Genomic DNA, 26280 nt, shown 5'->3' on the forward strand with positions numbered 1-26280 from the left:
ATAATGGCGTATCTTGGAACACCGGCAGCAACAAAAGAGATAATAAACAAATACGGATTTGCCTTTCAAAAGAAATTCGGACAGAATTTTCTTATAGATTCTAACATATTAGAAAATATTGTAAGTGCAGCAGGAATTACAAAAGATGATTTTGTATTGGAAATCGGCCCGGGAATCGGAACCATGACGCAGTATCTCTGTGAGGCGGCAAAGCAGGTTGTGGCAGTGGAAATTGATAAGATGCTTATACCTATTTTGAAGGATACATTATCTGAATATGATAATGTTGAAGTTATAAATGAGGATGTATTAAAGGTTGACATAAAATCATTGGCAGAAGAAAAAAACGGTGGAAAACCTATAAAAGTCGTGGCAAACCTTCCATATTATATAACAACACCTATTATTATGGGATTGTTTGAAAGTAAGGTTCCAATAGACAGCATTACAATTATGGTTCAAAAAGAGGTGGCAGACAGAATGCAGACAGGCCCCGGAAGTAAGGACTACGGAGCGTTGTCTTTAGCAGTACAGTATTATGCAGATGCGAAAGTTGTGCTTAATGTATCGGCAAACTGTTTTATGCCAAGACCTAATGTTGATTCCGCAGTAATTAAGCTTACAAGACATTCACAGCAGGTAGTTTCAGTAGCAGATGAGGGACTTATGTTCAGGATAATAAGGGCTTCGTTTAACCAGAGAAGAAAGACTTTAGTTAATGGTCTTAAGAACTCTTCGGAACTTGACTTTACCAAGGAACAGATTGCAGATGCCATAAAAGCTATAGGAAAGGACGAAAATATAAGGGGCGAGAAGCTGACTTTAGAAGAATTTGCAATGCTTAGTAATGCACTGATGGGAAAATAGATATAAAAATAAAATAGTTAATAACGTTTTTATGCATAATATAGAGGGTAACAATAGGTGTTACTCTCTATTTTTGTACAAAATACACAAAAAAACAAACAAAAATCTGTTGAAAAAATCAGATTTAAACAAATTGACTAAAGCTCAAATTCGTGATAAGCTTAGTTTAACGTTAAACTTAGCAGAAGTGGGGAAATTTAAAGAAAGGAAGAGGTATATATGAGAAAGTTAATCAAAAAAGTTGTAGCACTTTCATTGACAGCAGCAATGGTGGTTCAGCCTGTATCAGGTAATTTCTTTAATTTATCACCTAATACAGTTGAAGCAGCACCGGCTACTAATACAGCCGATGTACCGGCAGCACAGTCAAGATTAGAAGCTGCACAGAACAATACTGAATGGCAGGTAGGCGCTAAGATGCCATATTTCAGATACGACACAAGCCCTGCGGCAATTGAAAATTCTTACACAAACAATGCAAAGAATTTAGCTGCAATGGATGAAGGAACAGTATCTTATCAGGATAACTATACAGGAACAAAGAAAGAATCATTAGATTGGGACAGATCTAATATTGCCAGCCAGGCATCAAACCAGTCATATGTTGAATTGGGAAAAGGTCAGTCAATTACATGGACTATTAAAACAGGACGTGGAGGAGACGGTGTCAATGTAAGATACACATTGCCTGACGGAAGCGGTGGAAGCGACGGTGCAGGAAAACCACTTGGACTTCAGAGCAAGTTTTCAGTAAAGGCAAGCAATGGTGCATCTGTTCAGGGTTATGACAATGAAGATTCATCAAAGAGATATAATACATATTTATCAAGCAGTGAGGTAAAGGTTACATCAGACTATGCATGGCAGTATTTCCCAAGTGGACATCCTGTTGATGCTAACAATAGTAACGGTACACCTGCATTTGCTTTTGATGAAGTACATTTCAGACTTAGCGAACCATTAACAGGTGGAAGTACAATTACTATTACAAATACAGGAGACTACACACTTGGAATCGACTTTATTGAAGTTGAATATACAGATTACATTAGCGCACCAAGTGGAGCAACAGTAGTACCTGCAGGAACACATACACAGTCACAGATGGAAAGTTACATCAAGAAGGCTGAAGCAGGAAACAAGATTTTATATCTTGCATCAGGTGTTCATTATATGAATGAAACATGGATTCTTGCAGCTGACGGCGTAAAGATTACAGGTGCAGGTATGTGGTATACAAAATTACAGTTCACTAACTCAGGTATGGGTTCAGGTGGTATCTGTGGTGAGAAGACAGGTTATTGCCAGGGCGTAGAATTCTGTAATATGTATATCAATTCAAACCTTCATTCAAGATTTGACCAGCAGGCAAATTACAAGTGCTTTAGAGATTTGTTTGCAAAAGGAACAAGTATCCACGATGTTTGGGAAGAACATTTTGAATGTGGTTTCTGGATTGGAAGATACGATAGCAATTCAATTAACAAAGAAAGTGATTTAAATATTTACAATTGTAGAGTTCGTAATAACTTTGCCGATGGTATTAACTTCTGTCAGGGAACAAGAGATTCAAATGTTCATAACTGTGACATAAGAAACAACGGTGATGACGGACTTGCAATGTGGAACGCAACAGACTTCCAGCCGGATGATGAATACAATAACACATTCTGCTACAATACAGTTGAATTTATCTGGAGAGCAGGTGGTATTGCTGTTTACGGTGGTGAAGGTCATAAGGTATACAACAACTACATCCGAGATACATTTACAGCAGCAGGTATCCATATGAATACAAACTTCTCAGGATGCCAGTTTAACAACACAACAAAAATCGAAGTAGCAAATAACGTTCTTGTAAGAACAGGTACAAATAAAGATTCATGGAACGAGAGTCTTGGAGCAATTGATGTTTCAGGTGGAGTAAATAATGTAACATTTAGTAACAATGAAATATATGATGCTCAGGCTAATGGTATTCGTACATTTAATTTTAATGGTAAAGGTGTATCAATGAACAACACATTAATTTTTGGTGTTGGCCTTGATAAGATGAATGATGATTACTCATGTAGCAAACATAGCGAAGTTGCTGTAAGACAGAGCGGAACAAACATTACATATAAGAATTTACTTGTAAAGAACGTAGTAACAAAATATCTTTCAGAGAGTGCTGATAAGCATTGGCCATATTACTGTGATGATGCAAGCAACCTTCCAACTATTCCATCAAGCGAAAGTGCATATGGAAATACAAATTACAAATTTGGAATTGATGCCGGTGGAAATTACACATACAGTGGTGGAGTATACACAGCTAACTCAAATGCAAACAGTTTTCCTGGTTATGACATTACAAACGGACAGAAGATAGTTAAAGAAGGTACAGAGCCGGAGACAGATCCTGAAGTAACAACAAGAGATCCGTCAGAAACATTACCAACAGAAGCTCCTACAAAGAAACCTTTAGGACCTGGTGCAGGTGATGTTGAACTTACAAGTTTTGAAGGTTCTTACTCATGGACAACAGATTATAAATGGCAGAAATATGCAACTTTATCAGATTCAATTTCATCATCAATGAAATATCTTGTAGTTACATATTCAGGTGATATTACATCAATGAGATTAGGTGATAATGCAAACCCACCTACAGCAGTATATTGGTTTGATCCAAATCAGAATAATGATGGAACAAATAAACCATTTAAGACAGTAGCAGGAACATCATTTGATGATAGCTCAGCTACAAAGACAGTTGTAGTAGATTTAGGTGCAACAGGTGTATCACCATCATTCTTCTCAGCATTCCATGTTCATACAGGAGCAACAGGAGCAGCAGGAGCAGTATCAATTGAACAGGCATGGCTTACAGATACACTTCCTGATTTATCAGATGGAGAAGAAACAACAACAAATACACCGGAACCTACACAGGCTCCTACAGTAGCACCTACACAGAAGCCAACAGAGGCTCCAACCCAGGCGCCTACAGTAGCACCTACACAGAAACCGACAGAAGCTCCAACAACAAAGGCACCGGAACCAACAACAAAAGCACCGGAAGTTAAGTACGAGCTTTCAGTACAGGGACTTGCATGGGAGAATGCATCAGGTTTATCAGAACTTAAGGAAGGTGACGCAGTTAAGTTTACAGCATTGCTTTACAATAACACAGGAGATGACATTCCTGCAGGTCAGGCAATCGGATTCAAGGCAGTAATAGACGGAAGCACAACAGTTAAGAATGAAGCATATACAGGTGGACTCAAGGCAGGAGAAACAGTTAAGGTTACAGCCACAACAACATGGACAGCAGGATATGGCGGACACACAGTAGTGGCAACTGCAACAGGAGATTCACAGAACTCAGTAACAAAGAAATTCAATGTAGGAAGAAAGTCAGCCAACGTAACAAAGGTTACAGGAGGATATGACCTTGTGGTAACAGACATTGAATATGATAAGAATACAGTAAATACAGGAGACCATTTAGTATTTACAGCAACAGTAATGAATGCGGGAGATACAGACATTCCTGCAGGAACAGTAATCGGATACCAGTTACAGGTAGACGGAAACACATCAGACATCAGATGGTGTGACACATATTCAAGCGGACTTAAGGCAGGAGCATCAATCAAGCTTACATGTAACTCAGGTTCAAACGGAATAAATTACTGGAGTGCAACAAACGGAACACATACAGTTACAGCATGGGTAGATGATGTAAACCGTCTTCCAAATGAAGTAAACGAAAACAATAACACAACAGGCATCACACTTGTTGTACCAAGTGCAGGACTCATTGAAAATCCTGACACACCGGATGATCTTGATAACATAGTTATCGATCCCGGAAAGGTAACAATAAGCAGCAGCGTAAAGATTGAAGGATACCAGATTAGCACAACCCTTGGAGGAAGCAGAGTGGTTGGATCAGTAGAACCTACAATCAACAATAAGGCAGTTAAGAACTGGGGATTCATATATGCAGTAACCAAGGCAGGAGATGCATCATTTGACGTATCAGATGATGACATGGTAGTTGGAACAACAAGTAAGTATGTAACAGCACTTGAGTCAACACCGGTTGGAACAGCAGAAAATGTTAAGTTCGGATCATCAGACACAGCAACATACTTTGTAAGAACAACACTGTTTGGAGCAAACACAGCAAAAGAATACTCAGCACAGTATAAGGTAAGAGCATATGCAGAGCTTAGTGATGGAACATATGTATACAGCAAGGTAAGCTCATACTCAGTATATGACATAGCAGATACATTGTATTCAAACAAGATGATGAATACAATCACAGCCCATGATTACCTTTACAACAACATCCTTAAGGTTGTAAACCCTGATTATGCACAGGTTGATTACAATTGGAGTAACACAGTTGTTGATGTATCAACTGTACAGTAATAAAAAACATTCAAGGTTTTAAAAGGAAGGGATAATGCCCGGTGACATAGTTGTCGGGTGTTATTCCTTCCTTTTTATTTAATATCGGTTATTAAATAATGATATATTTAAGAAAAATGATATTACTTAAAATATATTAAAACACATATTTTGTATAAAGAGCGTATAATAACGTTTTTTTACGTAAAATAAATGCAAATATAGTGTAAATATATAACACTTGTGCAAAATGCACAAAATAAATGCGAAAAATATGTGAAAAAAATTAGTTTTAAACAAATTGACAAAAAACTTTAGTCGTGTTAAGTTTAGTTTAACGTTAAACGCATAGTGGTTTTATTTTAAAAGGGAGAAGTATTTATGAGAAGAAGTATCAAAAAAGCATGTGCGTTAGTATTAGCATGTGCAATGACATTTCAACCTGTAAATGGCTATTTTGGAAGCAAACAGGTTAATGCAGTTGGCGTGGCAGATAAGTTCGAAATACCTGCAGCCAGTGCAAGTGGCAGAGTGGGGGCAGAAATGCCATACACAAGATATGATTCAACAGTAGCTACTCTTGGGGGTGGAGCGACACTTAAGACTTCAGTAGACTGGGCTAAGAGCAATATTGCTACTCAGGCATCAGAGCAGTCTTATGTAGCACTTCCAAGCAACGGTTCATATGCTGAATGGACTATGAACACAACAGGCTCAGGTGTAACAATGAGATTTACAATGCCTGATTCATCAGATGGTATGGGTATTAAAGGTTCAGTTGATGTATATGTAAACGGCACTTATGCACAGACAGTTAACCTTAATTCATATTGGATGTGGCAGTATTTCTCAGGTGGAAGCCCAAGTGATACACCGGGAGGAACAGGATGTTTCGCATTTGATGAGGTTCATTTTAAATTAGATAAACAATTAAAAGAAGGAGATAAAATTCGTATTCAGAGTACAGGTGCAAGCGGAGTTGAATACGGTGTTGACTTCCTTGAAATTGAAAATGTACCAAATCCTATAGAGCAGCCTGATAATTCAGTTAACGTAGAGGATTACGGTGCTATTCCTGATGATGGAATTGATGATTTAGATGCAATCAGAGCAGCTGTAAGAGATGCAGATGCAAACAATATGGATGTATACTTCCCTGAAGGAACATTCCATTTAAGCGGTATGTGGAACATTGGATGTTCTAACATGAAGATTACAGGTGCCGGAATGTGGTATACAAACCTTCAGTTTACCAGCTCAGAAGCTTTTGGTGGTGGTATCTCAGGTGGTAACCCAAATGCCGGTGATGGAACATCAGGTGATGGTTATTGTAAGAACCTTGAATTTTGTAATATGTATATTAATTCAAACCTTCGTTCAAGATATGGTGAAAATGCAGTATATAAATGTTTTATGGATATATTTGCAGATGGAACAGTAATCCATGATGTATGGGAAGACCATTTTGAATGTGGTTTCTGGTTTGGTGATTACAATGGTGCACTTGATTATAGCGATGACGTTAAAGTAGTAAATTGTAGAATTAGAAATAACTTAGCTGACGGTGTTAACTTCTGTCAGGGTACCAGCAATGCTGCTGTTTACAATTGTTCAATAAGAAACAACGGTGACGACGGTCTTGCTATGTGGAATAACACATATATGAATGCAAAGGATGAAAAAGGAAATATATTTGCATACAACACAATTGACTTTGTTTGGAGAGCCGGTGGTATAGCTATCTACGGTGGTGACGGACATAAGATTTACAACAACTACATATGCGATATGTTTATGGCATCCGGTATTCATTTGAATACAACATTCCCGGGCTATAAGTTTGGAAATACGACAGGAATTTCATTTGATAACAATATTCTTGTAAGATGTGGTACAAACTCAGACAGCTGGGGAGAAGATTTGTCAGCTATTGATATTAAGCAGGATGTTAAAAATGTAACATTTAACAATACACAGATTTATGATTCACCATTTACAGCTATCAGAATATTAGACAATAACTGTAGTGGAATTACATTTAATAATACAAAGATTTTTGGTGCAGGTCTCTCAGGACAGGATATTACATTCTCATGTAATACCCATTCACCTGTAGCAATCAGAGAGCCGGCTGGTACCAGCGTTAAGTTTAACGGACTTGAAATTGCAGGTATCCGCCCTGATAAGTATGCAAATAATGCAGGTCAGGCAAATACAACATGGCCATACTGGACAGACAGACAGACACCACAGAACATTGCAGGAAACAGCACAGTTACAGTATACGACGAAGATACAACATACATTGTTCCTGGATATCCAAATGCCGTAAACGGTGAGCAGGGTGGTGGAATAGTTAATCCACTTGATGGAATTACAGGATATGATCTTATTGTAACAGGTCTTGCGTGGGCTAATGCAGACGGTTCATCAGTTCTTAAACATGGTGATAAAGTTCAGTTTACAATGCAGATTAAGAATGACAGTAATGTGGATATTCCTGAGGGAGTAACAATTCCTGTTAAGGTTACAATTGATGATACAACATCATTTAAGTATACAAAATTCAAATCAGGACTTAAGGCAGGAGCTACAGCGGCAATTACTCTTACAAGTATATGGTCAGCTACTAAGGGCGGACATACAGTAGAAGCAGTTGTTGATGATTCAAACAAGTTACCTGATGAATTAGATGAAAACAATAATACAAGAACAAAGAAAATAAATGTTGCTGATACAGGTTCAAGCACAACTGTTAAGAGAGTAACAGGGGGTGGAGATCTTGTGGTAACAGATATTACATACGGACAGGACAAGATTGCAACAGGAGATAAACTTCAGTTTACAGCAACAGTAGTAAATGCAGGTGATACAGCAATTGCCGCAGGTACAAAGATTGGTGTACAGTTCCAGATTGATGGAAAAGCATACCCATCACCTATTACATGGTGTGATACATATTATTCAGGATTACAGCCGGGAGAAAGCGTACAGCTTACAGCTAACGGCGGTAATGGTTCAGATGGTGCATACTGGACAGCAGAAGAAGGAACACATACAGTAACAGCATGGGTTGATGATAGTGGATTAATTAGTGAAGTAGATGAAAGCAATAACAAGACAACTATTTCATTAAAAGTACCATTTGGTGGAACACAGTATTTTGATGATCCTGACAGCCCTGACGACTTTACAGGAACAGGTGGTGGTGAGGAACAGCCTACAAAGCCGACTCCTACTACAGTAGCACCTACACAGAAGCCAACAGAGGCTCCAACCCAGGCGCCTACAGTAGCACCTACACAGAAACCGACAGAAGCTCCAACAACAAAGGCACCGGAACCAACAACAAAAGCACCGGAAGTTAAGTACGAGCTTTCAGTACAGGGACTTGCATGGGAGAATGCATCAGGTTTATCAGAACTTAAGGAAGGTGACGCAGTTAAGTTTACAGCATTGCTTTACAACAACACAGGAGATGACATTCCTGCAGGTCAGGCAATCGGATTCAAGGCGGTAATAGACGGAAGCACAACAGTTAAGAATGAAGCATATACAGGTGGACTCAAGGCAGGAGAAACAGTTAAGGTTACAGCCACAACAACATGGACAGCAGGATATGGCGGACACACAGTAGTGGCAACTGCAACAGGAGATTCACAGAACTCAGTAACAAAGAAATTCAATGTAGGAAGAAAGTCAGCCAACGTAACAAAGGTTACAGGAGGATATGACCTTGTGGTAACAGACATTGAATATGATAAGAATACAGTAAATACAGGAGACCATTTAGTATTTACAGCAACAGTAATGAATGCGGGAGATACAGACATTCCTGCAGGAACAGTAATCGGATACCAGTTACAGGTAGACGGAAACACATCAGACATCAGATGGTGTGACACATATTCAAGCGGACTTAAGGCAGGAGCATCAATCAAGCTTACATGTAACTCAGGTTCAAACGGAATAAATTACTGGAGTGCAACAAACGGAACACATACAGTTACAGCATGGGTAGATGATGTAAACCGTCTTCCAAATGAAGTAAACGAAAACAATAACACAACAGGCATCACACTTGTTGTACCAAGTGCAGGACTCATTGAAAATCCTGACACACCGGATGATCTTGATAACATAGTTATCGATCCCGGAAAGGTAACAATAAGCAGCAGCGTAAAGATTGAAGGATACCAGATTAGCACAACCCTTGGAGGAAGCAGAGTGGTTGGATCAGTAGAACCTACAATCAACAATAAGGCAGTTAAGAACTGGGGATTCATATATGCAGTAACCAAGGCAGGAGATGCATCATTTGACGTATCAGATGATGACATGGTAGTTGGAACAACAAGTAAGTATGTAACAGCACTTGAGTCAACACCGGTTGGAACAGCAGAAAATGTTAAGTTCGGATCATCAGACACAGCAACATACTTTGTAAGAACAACACTGTTTGGAGCAAACACAGCAAAAGAATACTCAGCACAGTATAAGGTAAGAGCATATGCAGAGCTTAGTGATGGAACATATGTATACAGCAAGGTAAGCTCATACTCAGTATATGACATAGCAGATACATTGTATTCAAACAAGATGATGAATACAATCACAGCCCATGATTACCTGTACAACAACATCCTTAAGGTTGTAAACCCTGATTATGCACAGGTTGATTACAATTGGGGAAATACAGTAGCTGATGCTTCTGAGATAGAATAGTCATTAATTAAATATTAATTATGGAAAAAACTTTTAAAAGTGAAGGAGAGAACTGACTGGGGGGCTGGTTCTCTCTTTCTGCAAACCTAACGGAAAGGAGTAATTAATGAGAAAGATTGTAAAAAAAGTATTAGCAGTCACATTGGCACTGGCAATGACAGTGCAGCCGGTTGCTTTGAAGAAAGGTCAGGAAGAAGTAAAAGCAGCAGGTGTTGCGGATCAATTTACTATTCCGACAGCAGATGCAAACGGACGTGTAGGAGCAAAAATGCCATACACAAGATATGATTCAACAGATGCAGTGCTTAGCGGAGGAGCAATACTTAAGACATCTACAGATTGGAATCCTAATAATATTGCAACTCAGGCTTCAGCACAGTCCTATGTAGGACTTCCGGGAAGTGGTTCATCCGTAGAATGGACCATGAAAACAACAGGAGCAGGTGTAACAATGAGATTTACACTGCCTGACGGAAATGGTGGAACAGGTGTAAAGGGTTCTCTGGATGTATATGTAAATAACAAAAAAGTAAAAACCGTAAAATTAGATTCATTCTGGATGTGGCAGTATTTTAACTTTGGTAGTGGAAGCCCAAGCGATAGTGCAGGAGCAATAGGCGCATTTGCATTTGATGAAGTACATTTTCTTCTTGATACACCATTAAAGAGTGGTGATAAGATTAAAATTCAAAGCACAGGTGCAGGTGGATATGAATATGGTGTTGATTTCCTTGAAATCGAGGATGTACCGGAAGCAATTGAACAGCCTGATAATTCAGTAAGTGTTGAAGAATATGGTGCTGTAGCTTATGGTGAACATGGAGACCGTGATACATTTGATGCTGCAATTGCCAGCAAAAATACAGCAGCATTTAAGCAGGCAGTAGCAGATGCGGATAAGAAGGGAATGGATTTATACATTCCGGAAGGTACATATTTATTAGACGGAATGTGGACTATCGGTGCTGAAAATATGAAGATTACAGGTGCCGGAATTTGGTACACAAATATTCAGTTTACAAGTGAAGAAGTTTCCGGTGGTGGTGTTTCAGGCGGAAACCCAAATGCAAAGGGAAGCACAGTAGCTGACGGATATTGTAAAAATGTTGAGTTCTGTAATATGTATCTTAACTCAGGATTACGTTCAAGACATAATGAACAGGCAATTTATAAATGCTTTATGGATATATGGGCAGATGGCTCCGTAATTCATGATATTTGGGAAGAACACTTTGAGTGTGGTTTCTGGTTTGGCGATTACAATGGAAAAATCGATTACTGTGATGGAGTTAAAGTTGTAAATAGCAGAATTAGAAATAACTTAGCTGACGGTGTAAACTTCTGTCAGGGAACAAGTAATGCAGTAGTATATAACTGTTCAGTACGAAACAATGGTGATGATGGCTTGGCAATGTGGAATGACCAGACCATGGGTGCAAAAGATGAAGTAAATAACGTATTTGCATATAACACAATTGACTTAGGATGGAGAGCCGGTTTATTGGCAATCTATGGTGGTCAGGGTCACAAGGTTTACAACAACTATTTATGTGACTCATTTATGGCAGCAGGTATTCACTTTAATACAACATTCCCTGGATACAAATTCTCAGGTTCTACACCTAATACATTTGACAACAACATTCTTGTAAGATGTGGTACACCAAAAGAATGTTGGGGAAGAGATTATGCGGCTATTGACTTTGAACAGGAAGTAAAAAATATTGTATTTAATAATACACAGATTTACGATTCACCGTTTACTGCAATAAGACTTTTAGGAACAAGTTATAGTAATATCACATTTAATGATACTACAATTTTAGGTGCAGGTCTTTCAAAACAGATTTCTGATTTCTCAAGCTCAGGTTATTCAGGAGCAGCAATCAGAGAAAATGCAAATTCATCAGCTGTATTTAACGGACTTACTGTTGGTGCGGTTGTTTCTGACCAGACAGGAAAGAACACAAGTACATGGCCTTTCTATACAGATAATGCTACACCTAAAAATTTAGCAGGCAATGATACAGTGACACTTTTAGATGATGATGTTACATATGAAGTTCCGGGTTATCCGGAAGCAGATACTTCACAGGGTGGTGGAGTTATAGATCCGTTAGACGGAATTACAGGATATGACGTTGCACTTGCAGGTCTTTCATGGAAAAATGAAAGCAATTCTTCATCTATTGAAGAAGGTGACAAAGTAACATTTACAACTGCAGTTAAGAATACATCAAATGTAGATATTCCTGAAGGAGTAGCAATTCAGATTAAAATAACTGTAGATGGAAAAGGAAGTTACACAAACACAACATATAAAGGTGGTTTAAAGGCAGGAGAAACAATTAAGCTTTCACCAACCTCTACATGGACAGCAACAGCAGGTGGACATACAATTGAAGCTACAGTGGATTATAGAAATAAACTTCCAAATGAGCTTTCAAAGGATAACAACACAAGATCAAAATCATTTAACGTTCAGGAAGCTCCTGACAGAGAACCTACTTATACACCTGTAACAGGAAGATATGATATTCAGGTTTTAGATGTTACGTGGGATAAAGAGATTATCAATGTAGGAGATGCACTTACATTTACAGCTACTATTGTAAATGCCGGAGATACAGCAATTCCTGCAGGTCAGAAATTAGGTGTACAGTTCCAGATTGATGGAAATCCATATCCATCTCCAATTACATGGAATGACCAGTATTTTGATGGACTTCAGCCGGGACAGGTAATTAAATTAACAGCAACCGGTGGAAATAGTGGAAGTTCATGGACAGCAACAACCGGATCACATACTGTAACAGCATGGGCTGATGACAGTAATGTATTTGGCGAAATGAATGAAACTAACAACAAATATACAAAGACAATCACTGTACCTTACGGCGGAGTACAGTATATTGAAAATCCTGATAAGCCGGATGACTTAGATAATACAGGAGAAATTGAGCAGCCAACAGAGAAACCTACAGAAACACCAACAGAGCCTGGTACTGAAACAGTTGTAACAAGCAAGGATGTAAACGTTGTAGGATATCAGATTAGCTCAACATTAAAGGGAAGCAGAGTTGTGGCATCTGTTGAACCAACAGTTAATGGCAAGAATGTTGTAAAACATGGACTTGTATATGCATTAACAAAACTTGGTGATAAGGATACAGGTGTAAAGAATATCGATATGACAGTATCAGCTGACAACTATTATGTTGCATCATTTGAATCAACTAACAATGGAAATGTTGATAAAGTATTTGGAAGCTCAAAGACAGCTCAGTATTATGTAATGACAACATTATTTGAGAACCAGACAGTACAGGAATATACAGCAAAATACAAAGTAAGAGCATATGCTGTTTTAAGTGATGGCTCATATGTATATAGTGATATTTATTCATATTCTGTATATAATGTGGCATCAGCATTATACGATGGTGGAAAAATGCCTACAAATGCAGGTCATACATATTTGTACGATAGCATTTTGAAATTGGTAAATCCATCATATAAACAGGTTGACTATGATTGGTCAGATATTGTAACAAGCTTATAAGTAGAAATTTGTATTTCTCTTTTGCTATGAAACCGTTATGTTGATAATGTCAGCATAGCGGTTTCATTAATTTTAGATGAGTAACAAAAACATGGAAAGGGAAGAATATTTTATGAAGTCTAAAAGAATAATTGCTGTTTTTTTGATGGCATTAATGATTATAACAACAGGATTGTCAGAAGTAAAAAATATGAATATAAAGGCTGCAGATACAGAAAATATAGCCTATAAAAGAACCATTACAGCATCATCTGTAGAATCAGACGAATATTTGGCGTCTAATGCTGTAGATGGAGACGGAACAACACGTTGGGCATCTGAATTTGCAGATAATCAGAACCTGATTGTGGATTTGTGGCAGTCATATACCATATCAACAGTGAAAGTAGCATGGGAAGCTGCTTATGCATCACAATTTCAGGTACAGGTGTCAAATGACAATACAACCTGGACAACTGTATATGAAAATTATAATGCCACAGGTGGAACACAAACCATTGAATTTACGCCGGTAAGTGCCAGATATGTAAAAATCTATTGTATAAAACGTGCAACGGAGTATGGTTTCTCAATTTATGAATTCGAGATATATAAGGACAGCGTAGGAGGTAGTACAATAAAAAGCGATGCTGCAAGTGCCAGAAAAAAGGTTATGGAATATTTATACAGTATGCAGGGACAGAAAACCATTGTTGGAATACATAACCGTGAGCCAAATTCGGAACCTTCAAAACAGACAAATCAGGCGTATGCCGTAACAGGACAGTATCCGGCACTTTGGAGTGGAGATTTCCTATTTTCGTCATCAGATGTTTCAAACAGATGGAATATGATATATGAATGTAAAAAGCAATGGGAAAATGGCTCAATAGTTCAGCTTATGTTACATGTTACACCGCCTACACAGGCAGAGGCAGGAAACTGGGATGGCGGAGTTGTAAGTAAACTGACGGATGAACAGTGGAGTAGCCTGATAACAAATGGTGGTGAATTGAATAAGGCATGGAAGAAAAGACTGGATACATATGCACAGTATATCTCTTACTTAAAAGATAATGGGGTTCCGGTTTTATTCAGACCTTTCCACGAAATGAACCAAAGTATGTTCTGGTGGGCAGGCAGAAAAGGCACTAACGGAACCGGAGCATTGTACCGTTTAACAAGAGATTATCTTGAAAAGGAAAAAGGACTTGATAATATTATATGGGTTTGGGATATGCAGGATTTATCTTATGACTGGAGTGAATATAATCCGGGAAATGATTATTGGGATATTTTTGCAGTAGACATATATAATAGCGATTATTTTACAGAATATAAATATAATCAGGCATTAAGTGTGGCAGAAAATAAGCTGATAGCCATAGGGGAGTGTGACAAACTTCCTACTGCGCAGCAGTTGAAGGAGCAACCAAGATGGAGTTTTGTAATGAGCTGGGCAGAGCTTACGTTCTCCCATAATACAAACAGCGAAATCCAAAACCTATATTGGGCTGAAAACACAATTGTGCGAAATGATTTACCGGATTTAAAGGGAAAAGAAACTTTAAATGTAAGTGATGATGTAAGTATCAGGGGATACCAGATTAGTACAACATTAGGTGGAATAAGGGTTGTAAGTGGGGTAAAACCTGAAATAAACGAAAAGAATGTTGAAAAAACAGGCTTTGTATATGCTTTGGAAAAGACAGGAGATGTTACAAATAACATATCTGATGATGAAATGTATGTGGGAAATGAAAATGATTATATAAAATCCTTCGAATCCACACAAAATGGATTAATGGGCTATAAGGATGGAGAGAATAATTATGTAATGACTATGCTTTTTGAAAAAAATAATTCTCAGGAATTTTCCACAAAATATAAGGTCAGGGCATATGCAGTGTTAAGTGATGGTACATATGTCTATGGAAAGGTACATTCCTATTCGATATATAATATTGCTGAGGCAATGTACGAAAACAAGTTAATGAAAACGGCATCAGGTCATGATTACCTGTATGACTCAATTATTTCCGTAGTAGAGCCATCCTATAAAAAAAATAATTTTGAATGGTCAGGAAGTATTGTAAAATAAAAAGCAACTACCCTACATATATTGTATAAAAAGCATGTAGGGTAGAATAGTGACGGAATTTATTAAGTATAGCAAAAAAATGGAAATTTTCATGTCTCTGATTTTGTTAATGTCAGTGACGTTAATTGCCTGCAATATGAACAAAGTAGTTGAAAACAGGGAAAGCACAGTTAAGACAAAGGAGAAAGATTACATAGTGGTAATTGACCCGGGACATGGGGGAGAAGACCCGGGAAAAGTAGGAATAAATAATGCTAAAGAAAAAGACGTTAATCTTGCCATTGCGTTACAGCTTCGGGATATATTACAGAAAAAAGGTATTAATGTTGTTATGACACGAGATACGGATACATCATTAAAGGAAAATGGCAGATTTTCAAAAATCGGTGATTTAAACGGAAGGTGTAGCATAATAAACAAGGCTTATGATAATAACAATAAATGTGTGTTAATAAGTGTTCACCAAAACAGCTTCACAGGTCAATCAGTTCATGGTGCCCAGGTATTTTATTATCAGAAATCTGCCCAAAGTATGAAATTGGCAAAAATAATGCAGGAAAAATTCAATAAGGATATTAATATGGAGAAGGCAAAAAACGAAAAGCCTAATGACAGTTATTATATGCTGATAAATTCAAAATGTCCGGGAATCATTGTAGAGTGTGGTTTTTTAAGTAACCCTGAAGAAGCAGATAATCTAAACAACAGTGATTATCAAAGACAGTTAGGAGATATACTTTGCAGGGGAATTATGGATTATTTTAGCGAAATGACAGAAACCAAGTAGATGTATAGGGAAAAATAGGGACAGGTTAATATGGGCTAACATTGTATTTTGAAGGTACATATGATAAAATATAACAAGTATATGTCAGGTGAGGCGCAAGATGAAGACTATAATTGTAAAGATAGATAAAGATAACTTAAAGGATGATTTTGCTGTTAGTCAGTTAGAAAAGGCAGGAGAAATTATCAGAAATGGCGGACTGGTTGCCTTCCCAACGGAGACTGTTTACGGATTGGGAGCCAATGCTTTAGATGAAGAGGCAGCAAAGAAGGTTTATGAGGCAAAAGGAAGACCGTCAGACAATCCTTTAATAGTTCATATATCAAATCTCAATATGCTTGATGACATTGTTACACAGGTGCCGGAGGTGGCAAAGAAGCTTATGGATGCTTTCTGGCCGGGGCCTATGACACTTATATTTAATAAAAGCGGGTTAGTACCCAAGGGAACCACAGGAGGACTTGATACGGTGGCAGTGAGATTCCCTAATCATCCTATTGCACTGGAATTAATTGAAAAATCAGGTGTCAGCATAGCAGCACCTAGTGCAAATTTATCAGGAAAGCCAAGCCCTACTATGGGAGAACATGTTATTGATGATTTAGATGGAAGAATTGACATGATTATTGATGGCGGAATGGTAGGAATGGGATTGGAATCTACGATTATAGATGTTACATCTAAGACACCTATGATTTTAAGACCGGGGTTTATTACATACGAAATGATTAAGGATGTAATAGGCGAGGTTGGTGTGGACAAGGCTATATTATCGAAGCCTACGGCTGATTTTAAACCAAAAGCACCGGGAATGAAATACAGACATTATGCACCGGAAGCAGACTATAGTATTTATAGAGGTACTGCTGAAAAGGTGGCAGATAAAATAATTATGCTTGCAAATGAAAAAGCAGATAAAGGTTTTAAGACCGGAGTGATAACGGTTGACCAGCACCTTAATCTGTATCAGAGAAAGCTTAATAAAGACATAATGGTAGTATCACTGGGGAATTTGGATAAGCCTGAAACTATTGCCAACATGCTGTTTAAAACTCTTAGGGATTTTGATAAGGCAGGTACAAAATTTATTTTTGGTGAGGCATTTTCACAACATAACGTTGGATGGGCAATTATGAACAGACTTACAAAAGCAGCAGGTTACAACATTATAGATGTATAATTGTTTGTAAAAGTTGGGAGGTAAGATGCTAGAATTTTCAAGAATATTGTTCGTAACTGAAACGGATACGTCAACAGGACCATTGGCTGCATCGCTTCTAAATCATTATCTTCCCCTTGAAAGAGTGGACATAGATTCAAGAGGATTGGCGGTTCTTTTTCCGGAACCTATGAATCCGAAAACTGTAGCCATTGCGGCTTCAAAGGGACTTGAAATAAACAGAAGTTCCAAGCAGCTTGAATCGGAAGATTTTGGAGGAGATGTACTTGTATTGGTTCTTGATGCAACCAAAAAGCAGACGGTATATGATGATTATACAGAGGCTGAAAATGTTTATACTTTGAAGGAATATATAAACGAAGATGGAAGTATAACTAATCCGGACGGGGGAGAACTTGCAGATTATGCAAAATTATACGAGACTTTAGACGAGGTTATAAAGAAGCTTGCGAATAAACTTAAAGGTATTAAGGCATAAATAAATATAATAAGATACGGAGGAAATGTCATGGCAAAGACAGTAGTAATGGATCATCCATTGATTCAGCACAAAATAGGTATTATTAGAAAAGAAGAAACAGGAACAAAGGATTTCAGACAGTTAATAAGCGAAATAGCAATGCTTATGACTTATGAAGCAACAAGAGACTTAGAATTAGAAGATGTTAAAATTAAGACACCTATATGTGAAACAACAGTTAAGCAGTTAGGTGGAAAGAAGTTGGCAATCGTTCCGATTTTAAGAGCAGGACTTGGTATGGTTGACGGAATGCTTGCAATGATTCCATCAGCAAAGGTAGGTCATATCGGATTATACAGAGACCCGGTTACGGCATTGCCTCACGAGTATTACTGCAAGCTGCCTGAAGACTGTGATAAGAGAGAGGTATTTGTGGTTGATCCTATGTTAGCTACAGGAGGTTCTTCAGTAGCTGCAATACAGATGCTTAAGGATAAGGGAGTTAAAAATATTACCCTTATGTGTATTATTGCTGCCCCTGAGGGAGTAAAAGCTATGCAGAAAGCACATCCGGATGTGGATATGTACATTGGTGCATTAGATGAAAGATTAAATGAGCATAAATACATTATTCCGGGATTAGGAGATGCGGGAGACCGTATTTTTGGAACAAAATAGAAATAATATAAAACCCATTGCCAAGGTTTAACCAACGGACAATGGGTTTTGTTGAAAAATACTGTGAAGATATGGAAAGGAGCTAAAATGGGAAATAAAAGACAGGATTACATATCTTGGGACGAATATTTTATGGGCGTGGCTTTTTTAGCGGCAAAGCGTTCTAAGGATCCCGGAACACAGGTTGGAGCATGTATTGTAAGTACAGATAATAAAATATTATCAATTGGTTACAATGGAATGCCTATAGGATGCAATGATGATGATTTTCCATGGAACAGGGAAAGTGAAGACCCATATAATAACAAATATTTTTATACCACCCATAGTGAGCTAAATGCCATACTTAATTATCGTGGCGGAAGCTTAGAGGGAGCAAAAATATACGTTACATTGTTTCCATGTAATGAATGTGCCAAGGCGATTATTCAGTGTGGAATTAAGAAGGTTATTTACGCAGATGATAAATATGCAGATACTCCGTCAGTTAAGGCATCAAAGCGAATGCTTAAGGCTTCGGGAGTGGAATTTGTTCCTTATGAAAAATCAGGAAAAGAAATAGTTATTAAGCTATGACTTATGAAACGGTATAGGATTACCGTTTCATAACTCTGCTTCGCAGAGCACGCCCCTTTGGGGCTGGTCAGGTACGCATATGAAACACCTGATGTGTTTCATATGCTATAGTTTATGTAGCAAAAAGCTAACTTTTGAATAGTATAAAATGATAAACTATCAGGTAATAGTATATGGATTACAGATATATACCGTTTTACGTTCAGGGAAATGCAATTTCAGGATTATACTATGGACAGTGGGAAATGTCGGAGGATAGAGACATGGACTATGTAAGGGAAATGTATCCGATGACTTTTTCAAGATTACAGGAATTAGTGGAAAAAGAATGTAACCGTCAGGAATTTGCAGGGAGTATGATGTACGATGAATATCCGGATAAACTGGGAATTTCAAGAATCGTCCAAAACATATTCAATGAAATAAAAAAAGACGAAGAAAACTGTGTTGGTGATGAATGTACTAAGTATCCGGATGACACATGGTTAAAGGATATAATAACAGTTCTTTTATTAAATGAAATGTACAGAAGAAGACGAAGAAGAAATGGTCGTTTAATGTAATTAAGTTAAATATAAGATTGTTAAAAGCAGGGCATCACAAAGGTTGGCTCTGCTTTTTTTACTACAAGGGATAATATGGAAAATATCATATGATTTAAATCATTATTTGTCGAAAAAACACTACTCTTTTGGGTAATGTATATTTTAAAACGTCATATTATAATGTGAGTAGTTAATGGGGAATGATATGATAGGCATCCATAAAAATATAATAAAAAGGAAAGGAGTTCATTATGGGACTTATTAAAGCGGGAGTGGGAGCACTCGGGGGAACACTTGCTGATCAGTGGAAGGAGTTTTTCTATTGTGATGCTATAGACAAGGAAGTATTAATGGTGAGAGGACAAAAACAAATTACAGGCCGCTCATCTAATACAAAGGGAAATGATAACATTATTTCAAATGGTTCCGGAATAGCTGTGGCAGATGGACAGTGTATGATTATTGTGGAACAGGGAAAAATCGTAGAAGTATGTGCTGAACCGGGAGAATTTACCTATGATTCATCTACGGAACCTAGTATTTTCTCAGGAAGTTTAGGGGAAGGAATTAAGGAAACCTTTAAAACAGTAGGAAAGAGATTTACATACGGTGGAGACACCGGAAAAGACCAGAGAGTTTACTATTTTAACACTAAGGAATTAATTGATAATAAGTTTGGAACGCCAAATCCGATACCTTTTAGGGTAGTTGATTCTAAAATCGGATTAGATGTGGACGTTTCCGTAAGATGTTCAGGAGTATATTCATACAAAATAGCAGACCCGTTATTATTTTATACAAATGTATGCGGAAATGTAAGCAGTGAATACAGACGGGAAGAATTAGAGGGACAGCTTAAAAGCGAATTTATTAGTGCATTACAGCCGGCATTTGGAAAATTGTCAGATTTGGAACTTAGACCAAACCAGATAGTTACCCACAATACAGAGTTAGAGGAAGCAATGAATACAGCTCTTTCAGCTAAATGGGGTGAGCTTAGAGGATTAAAGGTAGTAAGTATTGCCCTTGGCAGTGTTACATTGCCGGATGAAGATGCTGAAATGATTAAGCAGTTACAGCGTTCAGCAGTTATGCGTGACCCATCTATGGGAGCGGCAGCTATGGTTGGTGCCCAGGCTGATGCCATGAGAGCAGCAGCATCTAATGAAGCCGGAGCAATGACCGGATTTATGGGAATGGGCATGGCAATGAATGCCGGCGGAATGAATCCGGAAAATTTATATGCAATGGGACAGCAGCAGGCAGCACAGAAAAATGCACAGCAGTCACAGCAACAGGCAGAAAACAGTTGGAAATGCTCATGTGGAGCCACAGTTAATGGAAATTTCTGTCCTGAATGCGGAGCAAAGAAGCCGGAGCCGGTTGTAAGTGGAGCATGGAAATGTTCCTGCGGAGCAATGGCAACAGGAAACTTCTGTCCTGAATGTGGAGCTAAAAAGCCGGCTGATGAAGGTTGGACCTGTTCCTGTGGAACTGTAAACAAAGGAAAATTCTGTCAGAATTGCGGAGCGAAGAAACCTGAGGGAGCACCATTATATCGCTGTGATAAGTGTGGATGGGAGCCTGAAGACCCTGCTCACCCACCAAAATTCTGTCCGGAATGTGGTGATATATTTGATGAAAATGACAGACAGTAGGAGGTACGTTTATGGCTGATATGCAGGAATATAAATGTCCCTGCTGTGGCGGGGCAATTGAATTTAACAGCGCAGTTCAGAAAATGAAGTGTCCATATTGTGATACGGAATTTGAAATGGATACCCTTAAGGGATACGATAAGGAACTTAAGGAAGAAGCAGAAGATGATATGACCTGGGACACTACTGCAGGAGGAGAATGGCAGGATGGAGAAACTGATGGTCTTCATAGCTATGTATGTAACTCCTGTGGTGGGGAAATTGTGGGAGATGATACCATGGCGGCAACATCATGTCCGTTTTGTGGAAACCCTGTGGTACTTATGGGACAGTTTAAAGGTGACTTGCGACCGGATTACATTATTCCTTTTAAGCTGGATAAAAAGGCGGCAAAGGCAGGATTTGAAAAGCATTTGTCAGGAAAGCGTCTTTTACCAAAGGTATTTAAAAGTCAGAATCACATAGAGGAAATAAAGGGTGTATATGTTCCTTTCTGGCTTTTTGATACAGATGCCAAAGCCAAAATCAGATATAGGGCAACTACCGTAAGAACCTGGAGCGACAGCGAATATGATTATACGGAAACCAGCCATTTTATGGTACATAGAGGTGGAAGTATAGGATTTGAAAGAGTTCCGGTGGATGGCTCATCTAAAATGGCAGATGATTTAATGGAGTCCATTGAACCATACAATTTTGAGGATGCAGTGGATTTCCAGACAGCTTACTTAGCAGGCTATATGGCAGATAAATACGATGTAACAGCAGAACAAAGTATTGAACGTGCCAATGAGCGTGTGAAACAATCAACGGAGGATGTTTTTGCTGACACGGTTACAGGATATGCAACAGTGGTTCCTGAAAGCACCAGTATACAACTTAAAAACGGCAAGGCAAAGTATGCCCTGTATCCGGTGTGGATGCTTACAACATCATGGAATGGCAATAATTACATTTTTGCAATGAATGGCCAGACAGGAAAATTTGTGGGAGACCTGCCTGTGGACAAAGGCGCCGCCTGCAAATGGGCTGTAGGTCTCACTGTAGTTTGCAGTATTTTAGTTTATATTGTGGCATGGATTTTATGGTTTGCCGGAATTTTATAGGAGGATAAATAGATGAAAAAGAGATTGTACATAATTTTATTTACCCTTATCTTTTCTACAATGTGTGTAATGCCGGTGTTTGCCCAAAACGAAATGGCTGCATATGTAGTGGATGATGCAGGATTATTAACAGATAGCGAAGAAAACTCGTTAAATGAAACTTTAAAGGAAATAAGCAACAGGCAAAACTGTCAGGTGGTAGTGGTAACTACCAACAGCCTTGACGGAAAAAGTGCGGAAGCATATGCCGATGATTATTACGATTATAACGGATATGGTAAAGATGGAATTTTGCTGTTAGTATCCATGGAGGACAGAGATTATGGGATATCGACTTGTGGGTATGCCACTGAGGCATTTACTGATGCCGGAATAAATTATATAGAAAATAAGTTTTTAGATGACTTATCCGCCGGTAATTATGAAAAGGCATTTAGTACTTATGCAAAACAATGTGACAAATTTCTTACCCAGGCGAAAGAAGGGGCTGCATATGATTCTTCCAATATGCCCCACGAACCTTTGTCTTCAATGTGGATATTGATTTCTTTTGTGGCAGGACTGGTTATTGCCCTGATAATTGTGGCATGCATGATAGCAAAATTAAAATCTGTTCATATGCAGGCAGCAGCAGGCAATTATGTTAAAGACGGAAGCGTTGACATTTCCGAAATGAGGGATTTGTATCTTTATTCAAACATTACTAAAAGAGCCAGACCGAAAAATGATAACAATAATGGTGGCGGAAGCAGCACACATATTTCATCATCCGGGGAAACTCATGGTGGAACCAGTGGTAAATTCTAATACAAAAATAATATCATAAACATAAAAATACCTTAGCAGAGAATCATAATAATTCATATGCTAAGGTATTTTTTATGTGATAAATAATTACATTACAGTGCGTATAAAATAATTGCAAAGAAATGTAACACGCTTCCTGCAAGAATAAATAAATGAAAAATGGAGTGCATCCATTTTTTTGTTTTTCCAAGACCATAAAGAACAGAGCCAATGGTGTAGGCAACGCCTCCGGTTACAAGAAAAACAACACCACCAAGATACATAACATCGTAGGTCTGTTTAATAAAGAAGATAATAACCCAGCCCATGGCAAGGTAGCAAATCATGGACATTACACGGTATTTTTTTAAATCAATGGCAGTAAGGGTACAGGCAACAACGGCACAGCCCCATACTAAAGCGAAAATAAACCATGCAATAACAGGATACTTAGGCATCATGGCAACTAAAAGTATAGGTGTGTAGCTTCCTGCAATAAGGAAATAAATGGTGCAGTGGTCTAAAACCTGCATAACTTTTTTTGCCATACCGGGTTTTAATCCGTGATAAACGCTAGACATTGTATATAAAGCTATTAAGGTAAATCCATAAATGCAGGATGAAATGACACCAATGGCACTGTGAGCCTTAGCTGCGGTAATAATACAAAGCACTAAAGCGGCAATACCTAAAGCTCCACCTACAATATGGGATACCATATTAAAAATCTCTTCACCTTTTGAATATGTAGGGAGTTCCCTATCTGCTAATTTAATTCTTTTACTCATAAATTTAAACCCTCCATTAATCAATTCTACAACATGTAGTTATTAATACTACATTGAATGATAACATTTATTATATTTTTAGTCAATAAAAAAATATTAAAAAAATTTAAAAAAACTATAGACATTTTAGAAGTGTGCATATATAATATGAGCATACATAAAAGCAAGGAGGGAAAACAATAAAAATATGAACACGGGAACATTAGCTATTTGTGATAACGATAGTGAATATGTGAGCCGACTGGCAAACTATATTAGAAACAGACATGGAACAGTGTTTCGTGTGATTTCTTTTACCAGGGTAGAAGCGCTTAAGGAATATCTGAAGAAGGAAAGCATTACCATAGCTCTTATATCGCCGGAATTAATGTTTGAAAACATTGAAAATGAAAATATTCAAAACATTATAATTCTTTCATCAGGAACCGTAAGCTTAGAATATGAGACATATCCTGCGGTATATAAATATCAGTCCACGGAGAATATTTTACAAAAAATATCAGACTGTTATAGCAGGGATAATCAGGTGGAAGAGGTTAAGGTTTTAGGAAAGGCGGCACAGCTTATAGGGATATACTCACCTGCATGTAATGAAGAAAACACAGTATTTTCCATTGCACTGGGGGCTATGCTGGCACGGAAAAGCTCCGTTCTCTATATTAATTTGGAAGAATTTTCAGTGTTTGAAAAACTGCTAAATACCAGATGCACAAAGGATTTGTCTGATCTTATGTATTATTTCAGACAAAGCAGGGAGTCTGTAGCCATAAGACTTCACACTGTTATTTGCAGGTATAAGGATATGGATTATATTCCACCATTATTGTATTCGGAAGATTTGCGAAAAATCAAAACAGAAGAGTGGATTAATTTAATCAAGAAAATTTCAGAGCTGGGGTTATATGACAGAATAATAGTAGACACAGGTAATATGGTGGAGAATATTTTTGAATTATTAGATATATGTGACAAGGTGTATATGCCTGTTAATACAGGATGGATTAATACCATGAAAGCATCTGTTTACGAAGAATTTTTATTAAAAAGCGAAAAAGAAGAATTATTAGAAAAGACAAAAAAGATATTTATACCGGAAATCAGTACGGAGAGTTTCAGTGAGAATTATTTAGAAAATCAGTTAGAGGGAAAATTAGGTGCTGTTATAAAAAAAGAGTTAGAAGAGGTTGCATAAAATTTTAGGATGATGATATGAAAACTAACAAAGAAGATATTAGAAATAAAGTTGTGGACAATCTGGATATGTCCAGGGAAGCTGAAAATAGCGAGATACATGAAATTATAGATGAAATAATTGCAGAAGAAACTGAATACAGATATATGTCGGTCAGTGAAAAAATAGGTTTACATAAATACATATTTAATTCCATTAAGGGATTGGGAATATTAGATGAATTGTTAGAAGATGAAGATATTACGGAAATTATGATTAACAGTCATAACAGCATTTTTATTGAAAAAAAGGGACATATATATGAAACGGAGGGACAGTTTGATTCTCCGGAAAGGCTAAATGACATTATACAGCAGATTGTAAGCAGAAATAATAAAAGAATTAATGAATCATCACCTATAGCGGACACCAGACTTCCTGACGGCTCCAGGGTAAACATTGTTCTTCCACCGGTGGCAATTGACGGAGCAGTAGTTACGGTTAGAAAGTTCCCCAGGGAAAGAGTTGATATGAAGAGGTTAATTGAACTTAAATCCATTACTAAGGAAGCAGCGGATTTTTTGGAAAAGCTTGTGGTATCAGGTTATAACATTTTTATATGCGGTGGAACCGGCTCCGGTAAAACTACTTTTTTAAATGTTTTGTCAGATTACATTCCCGGAGAGGAAAGGGTTATTACCATAGAGGATTCTGCGGAATTACAGCTAAAAAATATTAAGAATATAGTGAGAATGGAGGCAAGGCAGGCGAATACTGAGGGAGAAAACGAAATTACCATAAGAGATTTAATCAGAACATCCCTTAGAATGAGACCTGAGCCCCACCATTATGAAATAGTGAGGTTTAGAGCGTAATAAAAAGCCGCTCCCCGTCCCAAGTACAC

Annotated in this window: 17 protein-coding genes; 16 read left to right on the plus strand and 1 reads right to left on the minus strand. The window is 37.8% G+C overall.

Annotated elements, in window-relative coordinates:
• Positions 1-3: 3 nt before the first annotated feature.
• From rsmA to Q5O73_RS00390, 14 genes are all read left to right on the plus strand, one after another.
• Positions 4-867 (plus strand): 16S rRNA (adenine(1518)-N(6)/adenine(1519)-N(6))-dimethyltransferase RsmA, encoded by an 864-nt coding sequence (gene rsmA / locus Q5O73_RS00325; RefSeq protein WP_302668780.1) that lies wholly within the window; start codon positions 4-6, stop codon positions 865-867.
• A gap of 219 nt (positions 868-1086) precedes the next feature.
• The gene (locus Q5O73_RS00330; protein WP_302668781.1) at positions 1087-5295 is read left to right on the plus strand and encodes a CARDB domain-containing protein; all 4209 of its coding nucleotides are present in this window, start codon (positions 1087-1089) and stop codon (positions 5293-5295) included.
• A 360-nt stretch (positions 5296-5655) separates the two neighbouring features.
• Positions 5656-9999 (plus strand): CARDB domain-containing protein, encoded by a 4344-nt coding sequence (locus tag Q5O73_RS00335; protein ID WP_302668782.1) that lies wholly within the window; start codon positions 5656-5658, stop codon positions 9997-9999.
• 106 nt (positions 10000-10105) lie between these two features.
• A complete protein-coding gene (locus Q5O73_RS00340; protein ID WP_186840317.1) occupies positions 10106-13561 on the plus strand; it encodes a CARDB domain-containing protein in 3456 nt (1151 codons plus the stop codon).
• Between the two features lie 112 nt (positions 13562-13673).
• Complete coding sequence (locus tag Q5O73_RS00345; RefSeq protein WP_302668783.1) at positions 13674-15641, plus strand: glycosyl hydrolase; 1968 nt, start codon at positions 13674-13676, stop codon at positions 15639-15641.
• A gap of 79 nt (positions 15642-15720) precedes the next feature.
• Positions 15721-16428, plus strand: a complete 708-nt coding sequence (locus Q5O73_RS00350) for an N-acetylmuramoyl-L-alanine amidase (RefSeq protein WP_302668784.1) — start codon at positions 15721-15723, stop codon at positions 16426-16428.
• A gap of 100 nt (positions 16429-16528) precedes the next feature.
• Positions 16529-17608 carry an L-threonylcarbamoyladenylate synthase gene (locus Q5O73_RS00355; protein WP_021953511.1) on the plus strand — a complete coding sequence of 360 codons (1080 nt, stop codon included), beginning with the start codon at positions 16529-16531 and terminating at the stop codon, positions 17606-17608.
• A 25-nt stretch (positions 17609-17633) separates the two neighbouring features.
• A complete protein-coding gene (locus Q5O73_RS00360; RefSeq protein WP_021953510.1) occupies positions 17634-18086 on the plus strand; it encodes a low molecular weight phosphotyrosine protein phosphatase in 453 nt (150 codons plus the stop codon).
• 30 nt (positions 18087-18116) lie between these two features.
• Entirely contained in the window at positions 18117-18746 is a 630-nt protein-coding gene (gene upp, locus Q5O73_RS00365; RefSeq protein WP_186840314.1) for a uracil phosphoribosyltransferase, read from the plus strand.
• An 87-nt stretch (positions 18747-18833) separates the two neighbouring features.
• On the plus strand, positions 18834-19322 hold the full coding sequence (locus Q5O73_RS00370; RefSeq protein ID WP_302668785.1) for a dCMP deaminase family protein: 489 nt from the start codon (positions 18834-18836) through the stop codon (positions 19320-19322).
• Between the two features lie 173 nt (positions 19323-19495).
• The gene (locus Q5O73_RS00375; protein ID WP_021953507.1) at positions 19496-19885 is read left to right on the plus strand and encodes a hypothetical protein; all 390 of its coding nucleotides are present in this window, start codon (positions 19496-19498) and stop codon (positions 19883-19885) included.
• Between the two features lie 233 nt (positions 19886-20118).
• Positions 20119-21525 (plus strand): SPFH domain-containing protein, encoded by a 1407-nt coding sequence (locus tag Q5O73_RS00380; protein WP_021953506.1) that lies wholly within the window; start codon positions 20119-20121, stop codon positions 21523-21525.
• An 11-nt stretch (positions 21526-21536) separates the two neighbouring features.
• A complete protein-coding gene (locus Q5O73_RS00385; RefSeq protein WP_302629303.1) occupies positions 21537-22631 on the plus strand; it encodes a hypothetical protein in 1095 nt (364 codons plus the stop codon).
• Between the two features lie 12 nt (positions 22632-22643).
• The gene (locus tag Q5O73_RS00390; RefSeq protein WP_302668786.1) at positions 22644-23438 is read left to right on the plus strand and encodes a YgcG family protein; all 795 of its coding nucleotides are present in this window, start codon (positions 22644-22646) and stop codon (positions 23436-23438) included.
• A 92-nt stretch (positions 23439-23530) separates the two neighbouring features.
• On the opposite strand, the gene Q5O73_RS00395 is transcribed toward Q5O73_RS00390, so the two are convergent.
• Positions 23531-24205, minus strand: a complete 675-nt coding sequence (locus Q5O73_RS00395) for a hemolysin III family protein (protein ID WP_021953503.1) — start codon at positions 24203-24205, stop codon at positions 23531-23533.
• A 187-nt stretch (positions 24206-24392) separates the two neighbouring features.
• Between Q5O73_RS00395 and Q5O73_RS00400 the strand changes: the two genes are divergently transcribed.
• Both Q5O73_RS00400 and Q5O73_RS00405 read left to right on the plus strand, forming a co-directional pair.
• A complete protein-coding gene (locus Q5O73_RS00400) occupies positions 24393-25397 on the plus strand; it encodes a hypothetical protein (RefSeq protein WP_021953502.1) in 1005 nt (334 codons plus the stop codon).
• A 17-nt stretch (positions 25398-25414) separates the two neighbouring features.
• Complete coding sequence (locus Q5O73_RS00405; protein ID WP_302668787.1) at positions 25415-26251, plus strand: CpaF family protein; 837 nt, start codon at positions 25415-25417, stop codon at positions 26249-26251.
• Positions 26252-26280: the final 29 nt, after the last annotated feature.

It is taken from the genome of Eubacterium sp. AF15-50 (assembly GCF_934835595.1).
GTDB lineage: Bacteria > Bacillota > Clostridia > Lachnospirales > Lachnospiraceae > Eubacterium_G > Eubacterium_G segne.